The sequence below is a fragment of the Nonomuraea sp. LPB2021202275-12-8 genome, assembly GCF_037044575.1.
Lineage (GTDB): Bacteria > Actinomycetota > Actinomycetes > Streptosporangiales > Streptosporangiaceae > Nonomuraea.
The window spans coordinates 46857-60989 of the sequence record NZ_JBAHWD010000039.1; the positions used below are offsets into that span (position 1 = coordinate 46857).

The window sequence follows — 14133 nt, forward strand, 5'->3', positions numbered from 1 at the left end:
GCAGTTCCGAGATGCGCGCATTCCTCCGGTCGCGGCGAGCCCGCGTGACGCCCGCTGACGTGGGCATGCCGGCAGGCGAGGGCCGCCGTACGCCCGGGCTGCGGCGGGAGGAGGTGGCGGTGCTCGCCGGTGTAGGAGTGTCCTGGTACACCTGGCTCGAGCAGGGACGCGACATCAACGTCTCCGCCGACGTCCTGGACGCCATCGCCAGGGTGCTGCGCCTGGAGCCCGCCGAGCGCGAGCACCTGTACCTCCTCGCCGGTCTCAATCCGCCGCAGGCGGCGCCGTCCGAAGGCCGGGTCCCCGATGCCGTGCGGCGGCTACTGGAGGGCTGGCTGCCGCGGCCCGCGTACGTCATCGACCGGCACTGGAACGTCCTCGCGGTCAACCGCGCGGCGGAGATCGTGTTCCAGTGCAACGAGTACGACCACAACTGCCTGGTCAGCTTCTTCACCAACGCCCGCTACCGTGCGGCAGTCGTGGACTGGCACGACGCGGCTCGAGCGATGATCGGCCTGTTCCGGGCGGACGCCGCCCGCTACCCGGACGATCCCGAGTTCGGCCGCCTGGCCGCGGACCTGTGCGCCGCGAGCCCCGCCTTCGCCGAGATCTGGGCGGAACTCCCCGTGGGCGGTCCCACCCACGGCACCAAGGCTTTGGAGATTCCCGGCCTGGGCACGCTGACTTTCGAGGCCACCACCCTGCCGCTGCCCGAACTGCCCGGCCACCGCCTGTCGCTGCACACCCCCGCACCCGGGACGGGAACGAAGGCTCTGCTGGAGCGCTTGGTGGTGGTGTCAGACCCAGGTTCAGCCAACACTGCCGCGTAGGCGCGCGCCGCTCGAGGATCGTCGGTATGAAGCGATTCACGAACAGAACAGTTTTGATCACCGGCGGCACCAGCGGCATCGGGTTCGCGACGGCGCGCAGGCTTCTCGACGAGGGCGCGTACGTCGTCATCACCGGCCGCGACCAGGCCCGCCTCGACACCGCGGCAGAACGCCTGGGCGCCGAGCGAGTCCTGCCCGTCCGCGCGGACGTCAGCGTTGACGCCGACCTCGATCTCCTCGTGCGGCGCATCGAGACCTGGCGCGGCGCCCTCGACGCGGTCTTCGCCAATGCCGGAATTGCGGACTTCAGCCCAGAGTTCACCCCGAAGGACTTCGACCACACCGTCGGAATCAACTTCAAGGGTGTGTTCTTTACGATCCAGAAGGCGCTGCCGCTGATGGGTGACGGAGGCGCCGTCGTCATCAACGCCTCCTGGACCCTGCACCGCGGCCTCCCGGTCGCCTCGATCTACGCCGCCAGCAAGGCTGCCGTGCACAATCTGGCCCGCACGCTCGGCACCGACCTCGCACCGCGTGGCATCCGCGTCAACTCCGTCAGCCCCGGCTACATCGAGACCGAGATGTACCGGTCCGCCATCGACCCCGACGCGGAGACCCGCATCATCGCGGAGGTGCCGCTCGGCTCGCTCGGCCACCCGGACGATGTCGCCGCTGCCGTCGCCTTCCTGGCCTCGGACGACGCGTCGTACATCACCGGTCAGGACCTCGTCATCGACGGCGGCCTGGTGGGCGCGGCGCCCCTCGGGCTGCGCCTTTGACAGCCAAACAACAGCCGCCGTTGAAGCCTTCGACCTTGTTGTGACCGCGGTGATGCGCCGCCGCAGGGAGCTGGAGCCGAGTCTGCGGAGCAGGTGACGGAGTTGAGTCGGCCCTCACGGATGGAGATCGCCACCCGCTGAAAGCACTTCAGCGAGCGTCAGCGTCAGCAGGTGCTCATCGGTGTCGGTCCTCTCCCGCGCCCACGCGAGCTCCTCCTACGAGGGGGTCAGGTACGCCTGGCGTGACGTGATCCGCTCGACCGGGGACCAGCAGGAGCATGGCGAGCACCAGCGGACCGCAGCGTACAGCCGGTCTCGGGGCCGAGGGGTTGAAGGTGTGGGTCGTTCATTGTCAACGGACCACGATGGGTGCCGAATGCGCGCGCGCGTTGTCCGCCGCATGTCTCGGCTTGTCGACGGCTGCCACCGTCGGTTGCGGCCGTGACACGACCATGACACGGCGCGGATGAGGCGGAGACACGGCTGGCCGACAGTGGACGGGGTCGGCCGGCGGGCCAGTTACGGAGCGCGCTGCGGATGTTCGACGCGCTCGGCTGCGCCGGGCTCGCCCGCATCGACTTCTTCCTCACCGACCACGGACCCGTCCTCAACGAAGTCAACACCATGCCCGGAATGACCGCCGAATCCCAGGTACCCAGAATGTTCGCCGCAGCCGGACTGCCCTACCAGCAACTGGTCACGCGCCTCGTCGAGGCCGCCACCGTGCCAGCACCCACCAGCCCGGGAACTGAGCGTGTGCCGCCATGACCCGGCCGCCGACAAGGCTGGGCAGACGTCGCCAATCACAGCCGGGAGCAAGACCTGGTGTTGCCCTTCGTCGACCGCGTACGGCGGATCACCGCCCGCGCATGGAAAGGAACGATCAACATGATCGAATTCAATGTCAACCGGCGCAGACTGATGGGATACACGGGCGCGGCAGCCCTGGCCGGGGTGATGGGCTCGTTACTGGGCGCCGGGACGGGCAACGTCGACGCCGCCCCCGCGCCCGAGCTGTCCGGACACGGCCAGATCCCGCCCGACACCCGGCCCGGCGGCGCCTACGACCGGTACGTGGCGGACCTCGCCGCACAGGACAAGTTCTCCGGTGTGGTGCTACTGGCGCACCGGGGCCGGACCGTGCTGTCACGCAGCTACGGCTGGGCCGACAAGGAAAGGCGGATCCGCAACCACGAGGACGTCGCGTTCAACCTCTCCTCGGCAGGTGGGCCGTTCCTCCCGGTGGCCGTCCTGCAGCTGTTGCAGCAGGGCAGGCTGACGCTGTCGGACACGGTCGGCACCCACCTGGACGGCATCGCCGACGACATCGCCGAGCAGGTGAACATTTTCCACCTGCTTACCGGCACCTCCGGGATAGACGCCCCGAGGCCGGACGTGCAACGCGTCTTCCACAGCCGTGAAGAGGTGCACGAGTACAACCAGCAGTGGGCCCGGCAGGCGACGCTGGTGGCAGTCCCCGGCTCGAGCGGCGCCGCCAACGGCCACACTGCCGGCGGTGGCGCCGCCGGCGCCATGGCCGAGCAGATCATCGAAGCCGTGACCGGTACGACGTTCTGGGACTACATGCACGAACACGTCTTCGGACGCGCCGGCATGACCGGCTCCGCCTACTACACCAGGGACCAGTGGCTCGCCGACGAGCACATCGCGCACCCCTACATGCGCCAGCCCGACGGCAACCGGGTGGACGCCGTCCGCAACCTGGACAGGGACAGCCTGAGCCAGCAGGGACCAGGCGAGAATCCGGGCCGCAGCTTCATCGGCGACGTCTTCGCCACCGCGCCGGACCTGGTCCGGTTCGCGAAAGCGGTGCGCGACGCCACAGTGCTGGACCGGCCCTACGCCGACTTGTACACCGGGGCCAACCGCCCCGGCCGCAAACCCACGTCGTTCCACGCGTACTCGGGTGTGCTCCACATCATCAACGGCAGCCAGTGGGTGTCCGGGCGCGGCGGCGGCAGCGGTGGCGTCAGCACCAACTGGAACGTCTACCTGGACGCCGATTGGGTCGGCGTCGTCCTCAGCAACTACGACGACCTCCAGGAGTTCACGGCGATCCTCGGCCGGGAGCAGCAGGCCATCATCGGCCAGGGCTGACGCGCGGCCACGGCCTGGCCGACCTGAAGAGCAGGGGGCCCGGCCCAGGCCGGCGTCCAGCGCCCGCCGGCTGGCGGCCCCTGCCGTCTCGGGGCAGGCGACCATGAGGCCGCACCTACGGTGAAGGACGGTGAACGCGGCCTCGCGGATGACCACGCGGGCGCTGGCCGCGCTCACCCAAGAACGACCCCGCCTTCCAGCCTGGCTTCGCAGACGCCGACACCTCCATAACCGGCGCCATCTACTTGAACGGCTGGTACGGCACCTACTTCGGCAGCCAGGCCCCGAGTCCTCGCCGCTGGCCCACATCGCACCGGGCGCACCGCCGTTCCTCGTGGCCCATGGCGATCTCGACCAGCAGGTGCCCGCGGCCGATGCCCGGCACTTCGCCGACCGGCTACGCCAGACCTCGGCCTCCCCCGTCGTCTACGCCGAGCTGCGCGGCGGGAACCACGCCTTCGACCTGTACCACTCGGTCCGCTTCGAGGCGGTCATCGACGCGATCGAAGGCTTCACCGCCTGGGTGAGATCGCGCGACCATTACCCGAAATACCGGGATAAGGCGGACCTGTTGGAGCGGTTCGGGCTGAGTGACCTGGCCAAGCGGCAGATCGGCGGGCTGTCCGGCGGGCAGAAGCGCCGCCTGGCGGTGTCGCCGGCCTTCGCCGGCAACCCGCACGTGGTCTTCCTCGACGAGCCCACCACCGGGCTTGACGTGGAAGCCAGGCGAATCCTGTGGGAGGTGATCAGAGCTTCCACGCCGACGGCGGCACAGCGGTGCTGACAGCCTCATCCTCACCCGCTACCAGTTCCTGGAACAGCTGCGCGTCCCGATCGGGCTGGTGGCAGGCGCGGTCTTCCCAGCGGCCGCGATGCTGGCGTTCGTGGTGCCCTTCACCGGCACCGATCCGGCGAGTGCCCCGCTTCGCCTGCCGCATCCTGACCACGATGGCCGGCATGCTGCTGTCGGTGGTGCCGGTCCTGCTCATCTCGGCGTTCCTCACCGCCGCCGCCATCTCCCCGCTCCGCCTGGCGCTGGGCATCGGCGCGCTGCTGGTGGGCTCCGTGCCGTTCATGCTGATGGGCTTGTTCATCGGGTACGCGGTGTCGTCCAAGGCGGCGATCGCGGTGTCGCAGGTGGCGTACTTCCCGATCGCGGCGCTGGGCGGACTGCTGATGCCGCAGGAGATCATGCCGCGTTTCGTGCAGTCCCTGGCGCCGTTCGTGCCCAGCCGGGGCGCGATCGAACTCATGTGGGCCGCGGTGGCGGGCCGCACCCCCTCCCCGTCTCCCTGGGGCGGCGCTGTCAGGTCGTCGCCGGTCTTCTGAGGATTTCGAACACGGCCAGATAGTTGTTGCCGCCGTAGCCCTCGGCGATCGCCTGTTCGGCGACCTCCTGCATCAGCCGTGGCTGGTCGGAGTGGACTCCCTGTTCCACGCTGGTGCGGGTGATGTGCTGCAGCGCGTTCAGGTTCATCTCCATCGTGCCCACGTCGCCCGGGTAGTCGCCCTTGTCCAGGTCGGACGCCTGCTCGACAAGACTCGCGTCCATCACCACCGTGGGCATGAACCAGTTGACGGCGAGATCGGCGAACTCGGTCGCGGGCACGCCCGCCGAGGCGACCAGGGCGGTGGCGTGCAGGAATCCGTTCATGGTCGCGTACATCAGGTCCAGCAGCGCCGCGTTGTACAGCACCGCCACGCCGGGATCCGCGCCGAGCCAGCGGGGGTCGCCGAGGCAGGCCAGCGTCGGCTGGAGCCGCTCGAAGACGTCCTGAGGGCCGCTGTAGAGCAGGACGGAGCCGGGCTGCCCGACGAGAGGCGGCGGCACCATGATCGCGCCGTCAAGGTAAGCGATCTCGTGCGCGGCCGCCCACTCGGCCGCCGCGCGTGCCTGCGCGGGCGTACCCGAGTTGAGGTTCACCAGCACCCGGCCCCGCAGAGCATCACCGGTGGGGACCAGGAGTTCGTGCATGGTTTCGTAGTCTTTGAGGCACATGATCGTGACCGGGCTTGCGGACACCGCCTCGGCGACGGTCGCCGCGCGGCGCGCGCCCTCGGCGACGAGCGCGTCGCCCTTTTCGGCGGTGCGGTTCCAGATCGTCAAGGGGTGTCCGTGGGTCAAAAGTGCCCGGGCCAGTGCCAGGCCCATCGGGCCCAGGCCGATGACGGTGATCGGTGTGCGGTTCTGGCCGGAGAAAAGCGAGTTCGTCATGAGGGATAGGTTGGACCCTCACATGGACGTGAGAGTCAAGCCGGATGGGGTGGTGATTTCATGCGGATAGGCCAGCTGTCCCGACGCACGGGGGCCAGCGTGCGCTCGTTGCGGTACTACGAGGAGCAGGGCTTGCTGCAGCCGGTACGGCTGCCCAGCGGCTACCGCGAGTACGGCGAAGGGGATGTCAGCATCGTGCGGGGCATCCGCCTCATGCTCGCCGCCGGACTGAACAGCGCCACGATCGCCGAACTGCTGCCCTGCATGGCCGACGACGGCCAGACGCTGACGCCGGCCTGCTCCGGCATGCTTCCTGACCTGCACCGGGAACGTGAACGGCTCAGCGGCGCGGTGGCCGAGCTCCTCACCGCGCGCGATGCCCTGGACACTCTCATCGAGGCCACCGCGCCGCTCGAGCCCGCCGATCCGGCAGCGTGCCAAGCTTTGGCGACTCACCCCTCCACCTGACCTATCGAGAGGCGTTCCGACCCACACCGGTGGTATCGCCACGGCGGCCGCCGACTCGGCGGTGACACGGAGGAGGCCGTGCCACCGGGGAACAAGGAACGTCACCATCAGGCCCCACCGGAATGACAACTCGCGACAGCATCGACAGGCGATCATGCCGTCAGAGTTTCGCGCCGTCCGGCCGCGACCTCAGCTGCGCGTGCGGAGCAGCATGACCAGCCCGGCGATGAACGACCCGAGCAGGACCGGGGACAGGACCGCGAGGCCGCCCCACACGACGAGGCCGAGATAGCCGAGCGCGGACGAACTGGACGTCGAATCGGCGTCAGCGGCGGCGAACAGCCCCAGGCCGAGAACGACACCGATCACCGTGAGGGCGATCGGAGTCCACAGGAGCATGTGGGCCCACACGCGGTACCTCCGGCTGTAGACACGCCGGGCCGGCCGCACGTTCGGCTGTGGGGGATACCCGACGGAATCACTCATGCCCCATTTGTACCAGCCCGCGTGGCCCCGCAGCGCAGGGCCGGCCGTGGCGTGCAGGTAGAGGTTCGGCGCGTGGGGATCCAGACAGCAAGGAGGAGAAGGTGTTCACATTCGTGGAGCACTGAGGTTGGCCGATGAGGTGGAGCCGCGTGTCCTGTCCGGAGCCTTACTCGCCCCTGACGGCGGCGAAATGCACTCGCTCGTTCCACCGGGGGCCCGCTAGTGTCGCGCGGATGAGCAACGTTTCTCTGCCTCTGCTCTGGCTGTCGGGGCCTACGGGTGTCGGGAAGTCCACGGTTGGCTGGGAGGTGTTTGCGCGGCTGAGTCGTGCCGGCGTCAAGACGGCGTTCGTCGACGCTGACCAGATCAGCCTGTGCTATCCCATGCCAGAGGGCGTGACGCATCGCCTCCGCGCGCGGAATCTGGCTGCGATGTGGCCGAATTTCCTGCAGGAAGGGGTGCAATGCCTGGTCCTTGCGGGCTTCGTTGACACTCCCGAGGAGGTTCGCGAGTACACCGCCCTTCTTCCTGATGCCACGTTCACCGTGTGCCGACTGCGCGTCGATAGCGCTGAGCTCAAGGAACGGTTTCTCGCGCGGGGATGGCGTCCGGATCTGGTAGAGGAGGCGGTCGTTGAAGCGGAAGCCCTGGAACGCAGTGAATACGCCGACGTGTGCGTGGATACGGGCGGCTTGGTGGTGTCTGAGGCGGCCCGGCTGGTCTGTGAGCGTGTGGGGGGATGGCCGGGTGTCCTCCCCGGCCCGACATTCCACAGTGTCGTTGACCGGCAGGAGCACCCGACCTCGGCGGATCCCGCTTCCGTGCCGGTACCCGTGCTGTGGCTGTGCGGTGCTACGGCGGTTGGGAAGTCGACGATCGGCTACGAGATCTTCATGCAGGTCTACCGGACCGGCGTGCGGGCCGCCTATGTCGATGTGAAGCAGATCGGTGCGCTGCGTCCTGTCCCGGACGACGACGTGGACAGCCATCGCCTCAAGGCCCGCAACCTCGCGGCCATCTGGGCAGGGCACCGCGCGGCGGGTGCCCGGTGCCTGGTCGTCTCCGGGGAGGCCGACTCCGACGACGTTGTCCGCGGCTACGCCGAGTTGCTGCCCGGAACGGCCTTGACCGTGTGCCGCTTGCATGCGGGGCCAGAAACCCTGGCCGAGCGCGTCGCGCGGCGTGGCCGGGGAGGCGGGCCGGCCCTACCGGGTGATGAACTGAAGGGGCTGAACTCGGACAGCCTGCACCGTATCGCCGAACGAGCGGCGTTCGAGGCCAAGACGCTCAACAGCGCCGGGGCAGGTGATCTGCGCGTTGACACCGACGGCCGGTCGGCGGAAGAGGTGGCCGCGGACGTACGGGCTCGCGGCGGCAACTGGCCGAATCTCTCCCCCTGAACGCAGTCCTCCCGAGCAGAGGAGCGCGGCCGCCGATCGCCGACGAGGTCGGAGAGGTCGGAGAGGTCGGAGCTGCGCTCACCCGGTGCGCGACGAAGCGGTGGGCAGCCCCGAGCGGCCGCCGCGTGCAGTCCCCCTCATTCCCGCGCAGCCCCCTCGTCGACGAATGTCTCATCCGGGATCAGTCCCTCAGGCGTCCGCCTCGCCAGCGTGAAGTCGATCTCGAAGGAGCGGTTCCAGGGAAACGCGACATCCCCGATCGACCAGTCCGGGTCGAACCCGCGCAAGATCGACGCGAGCCTCTGGCCTACCGCGTCGGCATCCGTGTCGGTGGCCCGGACCATGGCCTGATAGCCGTAGTCCTCGGTGAGGCGGTGCAGAAGGAGGCGCCGGGCGGCCGTCCGGTCGAGGGTATTCTCCCTGCTGCCGATGACGGTCGCCACGGCGGCGGCCACCACCGAGCCGATCGTGTTGCCTGCGGTGTTCCAGCCGCCGTACGCGACCAGGCCGTCGACGAGGCCCTCAGCCCGCAGCGCCGTCACCAGTTCCGGGTCGCCGCCGTTGGCGTGACGGATGTCCGCCAGGGCGACCGGGGCGCCGGCCTCGCGCACGGCCCGGATCGTCGCGGCGACCGCCGCGGCGTCCGGGACGGGCTGGGTGCCGAGCCAGTCGGTCCGCCGCGGGTCGGGGGTGTGAAGGATCAAGACGACGTCGGCGTCCTCGCCGTCCTCGGCCACACGGGCGCCCGCTGCGAGGATCTGGCGGCGGGCGCCTTCGGCGGCGGGCAGGTTCTCGTAGGGGGCGACGGCGTCCAACCCGGCCGGGTCACCGCCGGCCACGCGGATGCGGATCGTCCGGCCGTGCTGTGCCGCCAGCGCCCGGGCGACGAGCACCGCGCCGACCTCGTCGGCGCCTGGGTACATCAGCAGCGTGCCCGCCGGATCGAGCGACCGCGCCCAGTGCCGCAGCCAGCTCTGCTCGACCGAGCCCGCCGAGTGGACGGCCGTGTCGTCGGCGGTGATGAGCAGCGGATCGACGGCACCTTCCGCGAGGAGCTTGAGTGCTTCCAGGTTGACGACGTGGTTGCGCAGGCGGCGCGACTCGAAGTCGGACCTGATCTCGGCGGGGATCCGGCCGGTACGCTCGTCGGCGGGAGGCTCGTCACCCGTCAGGTCGGCCAGGTGCAGACGATGGAGCAGTCCGCCGTACGCGTGCAGCTCACGGCCGAACCGCGGCCAGTACGAAGGCTCCTCGTCGCCGTGATAGCTGTCACTGGCCCTGGTGACCAACGAGACCGCGGAGACGGGCAGGCCAGGGTGGGCCTGCCGGAGCCTGCGCAGCACGTTGAGCCTCTCGAGGACCGTCAGCGTGTCGTCGGAGGTGGTTCTGGCGGGGATGAGGCCCCCGTACACCAGCATGTCCACGGACACCACGGCCGCGTCCATGCGCTGGTCCAGCAGCCATTGACTGAGGGGTCCGACCTTGCCGGGACTCCGCATGGACGGCAGCAGCCCGGGGTCGGGCAGACTGACCCGCGCGCCGGCGATCGCCGCGACGTCGGTGGGCAGGCGGGTGTTGACCGGGCGTTCGTCGAGGGGCAGCAGAGCGATGTGCATGCGGTGGGACTTCCTACTGAGGGTCGCGGTGGATGGTGAGCTGGTAGGAGTAGCGATCTCCCCGGTAGACGTCCGGCCCCGCGATCGAGCGTGCCTACCGGGAGGAGACCGGACAGGCGCTGCCCCTGGCCGAGATCGGCCGGCTCGGCTCTCACGTGATCACCGACGCGGTCACGCTCCTGGTCCGCGTGCTCGCCGGCGCCGCCGACCTGATCGACTCGGAGCGGGCCTGGAAGCTCTGTCCCGCCTGGAGAACGGATGGTGAAGGGGCGCCGACCGTCTTCGTGGTCGGCGCCCCTGCCCCAAGGCGTTTCTCCGGAACGAAGGCCCTTTGATCAGCCGGATGCCAGCCGGACCACCCGCCCGCTGGCCACGGACCGCTGGGCAGCGGTGACGATCCGAAGAGTGCGCAGGCCGGTGGCGCCGTCCGGCTGCGGTGGCCTCCCGTCGCGGACGGCGCCGAGGAACCGGTCCAGCATGGCCCGGTCGAGGTCCTCACCGAGGGCCAGCCAGGCGGCGCCCTGGCGCAACGTCCCGGACACATGGGCGCCGAACGGGTCGATCTCGACGACGCCTTCGGTACCCACCACCTGCAGAGTGAGTCCGCCCCAGTTGGGGGCGTTGTCGGGATGACTCCACGAGCAGTCGATCGTCGCAACGGCGCCGGACTGGTACGTGATGGTGACGAGACCGCCGGTCTCCGCCCGGACCTGCGGCTTGTCGGCGTGGAGGATCTGGTTGGTGACGGCCCTCACCGCGACCGCCGGCTCGCCGAGCAACTCGTCGATCAGGTCGGCCACGTGCACGACGTGGTCGGCCAGCGCGCCGCCACCGGAGAGCGACGGATCGGTGAACCAAGCGCGCCCGCCGACGGGGATCTTCCCGTTGTTGGTGCCGGTGATGCCCAGGACGGTCCCGATGGCGCCCGAGTCGTACAGTGCCTTGAGCGACGCGAACTCCCGGCTGAACCGCACCGGGTAGGCAGTCATCAGGAAGACGTCCGCGGCCTCGCAGGCGGCGATCATCGCCTCCGCGTCGGCGACGCTCGTGGCGAGCGGCTTCTCGCAGAGCACATGCGCGCCCGCGGCGGCGGCGCTGATGACGAGGTCGCGATGGCGGGCGTTCTCGCTGCAGACGATGACGGCATCGGGCCCCCAGGCCAGCGCCTCGTCGTAGGTGCCGGCATAGGCGACGCCGATCCTGTCGGCGAACGCCCTGCCGCGCAGCTCCCCCGGTGGGGCGTCTACGGCGTCCGGGTCCGCGGTCAGGAGTTCGACGCCCGGCCGCTCGGCCAGCAACCGCGCGTAACCCTCGGCGTGCACGTGCGCGAACGACAACAACGCGACCTTCAGCGGGCGGGCCCCTGCTGCGGTTGTCACGCGACACCACTCCCCACGCTCATGTCTGGTTCCAGGGGGCCGAGGAGGTCACGCAGGCGCGCGTTGGTGTCGATCGGCACCGCCTCCCCGCTGCCGAGCGACTCAAGGGCAGCCTCGGCGAGCTCGACGGCGACGACCCCGTCGGCGGCCGTCACACGGGCCGCCGGCCCACCGGCGATCGCCTCGGCGAACTCCCGGATCTCGGTCAGGTACGGGCTCTCCCCGGCGACAGGCGCGGGCCGCTCCTCGCCACCCGCCGGAACCGGCCCGAGATCGAGGCGCACCCCTGGCGGGTCGGCCGAGTCGAAGTGCAGCACACCGTCATCGCCCGCGACATGGAACGACGTCCGGAACGTGACGTGCGGCGGGCCCCATAGTCCTCGTACGTGGCTGATCGCGCCACCGGCGTGCGTGAGCACGACGTGGGCGGTCTGCAGCGGCTGCCCGTCGCGGTTCGCGGTGTTCTGCGTCGCGTAGACCTCCACCACCTCACCGGCCACCCACCGCGCGATGTCCAGGTCGTGGATCATCTGGTCCATCACCAGCCCGCCCGATTGCTCGGTGTCGGAGAACCAGGGCGACCACCACGGGAACGCGCCGCCGCGGCTGAACCGCAGCACCGCCGGCCGCCCGATCGCTCCTGCCCTGACGGCGGCGTGCATGGCCGCGTACTCGGGGAAGTAGCGCACGACGTGGCCGGGGAAGAGGTGCCGGCCGGAGGCCGAGGCCCGGCGCAGCAGGTCGGCCGCGTCCGAGGTCTTCCGGGCCAACGGCTTCTCGCAGAACACATGCGCGCCTGCGGCCAACGCCCGGCTCGTGATGTCGTGATGGGTGAGAGTCGGCGTCATGACGTCGACGACGGAGACCAGCCGCAGCAGGTCGTCAAGCGACGCGGATTTCCGCGCGCCGTACGTTGCGGCGAGGTCGTCTGCGCCTTCCAAGCTGAAGACGTGCAGCTCGGCGCCAAGCGATCGCCAGGCGGGGGCATGGGCGTGCGCGATGCCACCCGCCCCGACCAGTCCAACTTTCAGTGCGGGCATCAACTCTTCCTGCCTGTGCTCGAAGCGCGGTCAAGTACGGGAGACACGGTGGCCATCCTGAGCCGCCGTCGATCAGCGGGTGGGCCGGCATCCGCGCACGCCGACCGACCCGGGCAAGGTGCTGAGTCACCTTGACATGGAATGTCCGGGTGACGCGTTTTCACCATCGGTGTGAGCTCGGACCGGTCGCATCTCGCGCGGCTCCTGTCATACGCCTGGTGATGCGCTCGGGGTCGGTCACCGCGGAACCGACGACGACGGCGTAGGCCCCCGCGGCGAAGGCGGCCTCGACCCCGCTCGGGTCCCAGATCCCGCCCTCGGTGACCACGGGGACTGACAGTTGTGCGGCGAGGACGGCGGTCATGCCGAGATCGGGCGGCGTCACGCCGCGCGTCTTCGCGGTGTATCCGGCCATGGTCGTCGCCACCATGTCGGGGGCTGCCGGCCCCGCGGCCACGGCCAGGCCCTGCTCGACCGTCGCGCAGTCGGCCACGACGGCGACACCTCTGCTGTGACAGGCCGCCACGATGTCGGCGAACGAGTCGGCCGGACGACCCTGTGGTGAGGCGTCCGCGGCGACGATGTCGGCGCCCGCGTCGATCAGCGCGATCGCGTCCGCCACGACAGGCGTGATGAACACCTCATGCCCCAGGTCCGGCCGCTTCGTGATGCCGATGATCGGCAGTGCGGTCCGGGTGCGTAGCAGCGCTACGACCTCGGGGCCGGCGACGCGAAACCCTCTGGCGCCACCGAGCTCGGCCGCGATCGCGAGCCGGACAAGTGTGTCCGGGTCGTCCAATGGTCCGCCTGGCCGGTGCGTTTGAGCCGAGACGACCACGCCCCCCTCCAGGCGGGCGACCGTGGCGGCTCGCGCCTCCTCGTGGGACAAATCAGACCCATCTCTATCCATTAACTGCACATAATTGGTATATACCATTTTTCATGTCCATGCAACCGCTGGATCCCCGCCCTCTCCCCCGCCACGACTGGGACATCCGACGTCAAAGGCGTGCCGGAGGAAGGTGCCTCCACGGTGGCACGCGCCCTCCCCCGCGCACGTCCGGTCAGTCCCTCCTGACGGCGAACTGCAACGCATACCGGTCGGCGCGATAGGTCGTGACGCAGTACTCGATCGCCTTGCCGCGCGCGTCATAGGAGACCCGCGTCGCGCGCAGGGCCGGCGAGAACGACGGCACCCCAAGGAGTTTCGCGTCGTCCGGCGCCAGCACCGTCGCCTCGACGCGCTGCTCCGCCCACGAGGGATACAGTCCGAACTCGCGGCCGACGAGCTCGTACAGCGAGCCCGTCAGGTCCATGTCCTGCAGGCCCGGGACGCTCTCGGCGGGCAGCGCGCACGCCTCGAGGCACATGGGCTCGCCATCGGCCCGGCGCAGCCGGCGGACCTGCAGGACCGGTTCACCCGGGCTGAGCCGCAACTGGCGCCCAGCCTCCTCGACCGCCGGCGAGATGGCCACGTCGAGGACGACGGAGGTGGGCTTGCGGCCTCGGGCGCGGATGTCCTCGGAGAACGACGTCAACTTGAGGGACTTCGCGATTGCCGGCCCGACGCAGAAGGTGCCGCCGCCCTGAACGCGGTAGACGAGACCGTCGGCTTCGAGTTCGTCGATCGCCCGCCGGAGTGTGACTCGTGTGACCCCGAAGTCCTGTGCGAGGATGCGCTCCGGCGGCAGCATGTGACCAGCCGGCTGTCCTTCGACGTAGTCCGCCAGCAGCGACTCCTTGATCTGCAGGTACTTCGGCTGCTTCGCCGTCACCGGGGCGGACGGGTTCGATGTCATGCT

At 69.9% G+C, this 14133-nt stretch carries 16 protein-coding genes; 9 read left to right on the plus strand and 7 right to left on the minus strand.

The annotated features are described in order from the left end of the window. Nucleotides 1-44 precede the first annotated feature (44 nt). The 6 genes from V5E28_RS41640 to V5E28_RS41665 all read left to right on the plus strand — a co-directional run bounded on the left by V5E28_RS41640 (nucleotide 45) and on the right by V5E28_RS41665 (nucleotide 5056). A complete protein-coding gene (locus tag V5E28_RS41640; RefSeq protein WP_442945951.1) occupies nucleotides 45-830 on the plus strand; it encodes a helix-turn-helix transcriptional regulator in 786 nt (261 codons plus the stop codon). A gap of 26 nt (nucleotides 831-856) precedes the next feature. Then, nucleotides 857-1609 carry an SDR family NAD(P)-dependent oxidoreductase gene (locus V5E28_RS41645; protein ID WP_336215435.1) on the plus strand — a complete coding sequence of 251 codons (753 nt, stop codon included), beginning with the start codon at nucleotides 857-859 and terminating at the stop codon, nucleotides 1607-1609. Nucleotides 1610-2146: 537 nt separating this feature from the next. Then, nucleotides 2147-2377 (plus strand): hypothetical protein, encoded by a 231-nt coding sequence (locus tag V5E28_RS41650; protein WP_336215437.1) that lies wholly within the window; start codon nucleotides 2147-2149, stop codon nucleotides 2375-2377. Nucleotides 2378-2497: 120 nt separating this feature from the next. Further along, on the plus strand, nucleotides 2498-3727 hold the full coding sequence (locus tag V5E28_RS41655; protein ID WP_336215438.1) for a serine hydrolase domain-containing protein: 1230 nt from the start codon (nucleotides 2498-2500) through the stop codon (nucleotides 3725-3727). Between the two features lie 334 nt (nucleotides 3728-4061). Further along, a complete protein-coding gene (locus tag V5E28_RS41660) occupies nucleotides 4062-4511 on the plus strand; it encodes an ATP-binding cassette domain-containing protein (RefSeq protein ID WP_336215439.1) in 450 nt (149 codons plus the stop codon). Nucleotides 4512-4675: 164 nt separating this feature from the next. Continuing rightward, a complete protein-coding gene (locus V5E28_RS41665; RefSeq protein WP_336215441.1) occupies nucleotides 4676-5056 on the plus strand; it encodes a hypothetical protein in 381 nt (126 codons plus the stop codon). Here the strand turns inward: V5E28_RS41665 and V5E28_RS41670 are convergent. Further along, a complete protein-coding gene (locus V5E28_RS41670) occupies nucleotides 5034-5942 on the minus strand; it encodes an NAD(P)-dependent oxidoreductase (RefSeq protein ID WP_336215443.1) in 909 nt (302 codons plus the stop codon). The two genes, V5E28_RS41665 and V5E28_RS41670, sit on opposite strands and share 23 nt — an antisense overlap. Nucleotides 5943-6041: 99 nt before the next feature. Here V5E28_RS41670 and V5E28_RS41675 point away from each other — a divergent pair, with 99 nt between their 5' ends. Next, entirely contained in the window at nucleotides 6042-6410 is a 369-nt protein-coding gene (locus tag V5E28_RS41675; protein WP_442945953.1) for a MerR family transcriptional regulator, read from the plus strand. A 189-nt stretch (nucleotides 6411-6599) separates the two neighbouring features. On the opposite strand, the gene V5E28_RS41680 is transcribed toward V5E28_RS41675, so the two are convergent. After that, nucleotides 6600-6896, minus strand: coding sequence for a hypothetical protein (locus tag V5E28_RS41680; protein ID WP_336215445.1), 297 nt, complete (start codon nucleotides 6894-6896; stop codon nucleotides 6600-6602). Nucleotides 6897-7129: 233 nt separating this feature from the next. On the opposite strand from V5E28_RS41680, the gene V5E28_RS41685 reads away from it, so the two are divergent. After that, nucleotides 7130-8296 (plus strand): hypothetical protein, encoded by a 1167-nt coding sequence (locus V5E28_RS41685; RefSeq protein ID WP_336215446.1) that lies wholly within the window; start codon nucleotides 7130-7132, stop codon nucleotides 8294-8296. A gap of 137 nt (nucleotides 8297-8433) precedes the next feature. On the opposite strand, the gene V5E28_RS41690 is transcribed toward V5E28_RS41685, so the two are convergent. Further along, the gene (locus V5E28_RS41690; RefSeq protein WP_336215447.1) at nucleotides 8434-9912 is read right to left on the minus strand and encodes a DUF4127 family protein; all 1479 of its coding nucleotides are present in this window, start codon (nucleotides 9910-9912) and stop codon (nucleotides 8434-8436) included. A 155-nt stretch (nucleotides 9913-10067) separates the two neighbouring features. Here V5E28_RS41690 and V5E28_RS41695 point away from each other — a divergent pair, with 155 nt between their 5' ends. Then, nucleotides 10068-10247, plus strand: a complete 180-nt coding sequence (locus tag V5E28_RS41695; RefSeq protein WP_336215449.1) for a hypothetical protein — start codon at nucleotides 10068-10070, stop codon at nucleotides 10245-10247. On the opposite strand, the gene V5E28_RS41700 is transcribed toward V5E28_RS41695, so the two are convergent. The 4 genes from V5E28_RS41700 to V5E28_RS41715 all read right to left on the minus strand — a co-directional run bounded on the left by V5E28_RS41700 (nucleotide 10248) and on the right by V5E28_RS41715 (nucleotide 14130). Then, the gene (locus V5E28_RS41700) at nucleotides 10248-11291 is read right to left on the minus strand and encodes a Gfo/Idh/MocA family protein (protein WP_336215450.1); all 1044 of its coding nucleotides are present in this window, start codon (nucleotides 11289-11291) and stop codon (nucleotides 10248-10250) included. Beyond that, nucleotides 11288-12331 (minus strand): Gfo/Idh/MocA family protein, encoded by a 1044-nt coding sequence (locus tag V5E28_RS41705; protein ID WP_336215451.1) that lies wholly within the window; start codon nucleotides 12329-12331, stop codon nucleotides 11288-11290. Before V5E28_RS41705 ends, V5E28_RS41700 begins: the two co-directional genes overlap by 4 nt. Nucleotides 12332-12491: 160 nt before the next feature. Further along, the gene (locus V5E28_RS41710; protein ID WP_336215452.1) at nucleotides 12492-13268 is read right to left on the minus strand and encodes an N-acetylmannosamine-6-phosphate 2-epimerase; all 777 of its coding nucleotides are present in this window, start codon (nucleotides 13266-13268) and stop codon (nucleotides 12492-12494) included. Nucleotides 13269-13395: 127 nt separating this feature from the next. Continuing rightward, nucleotides 13396-14130 (minus strand): GntR family transcriptional regulator, encoded by a 735-nt coding sequence (locus tag V5E28_RS41715; protein WP_336215453.1) that lies wholly within the window; start codon nucleotides 14128-14130, stop codon nucleotides 13396-13398. Nucleotides 14131-14133 lie beyond the last annotated feature (3 nt).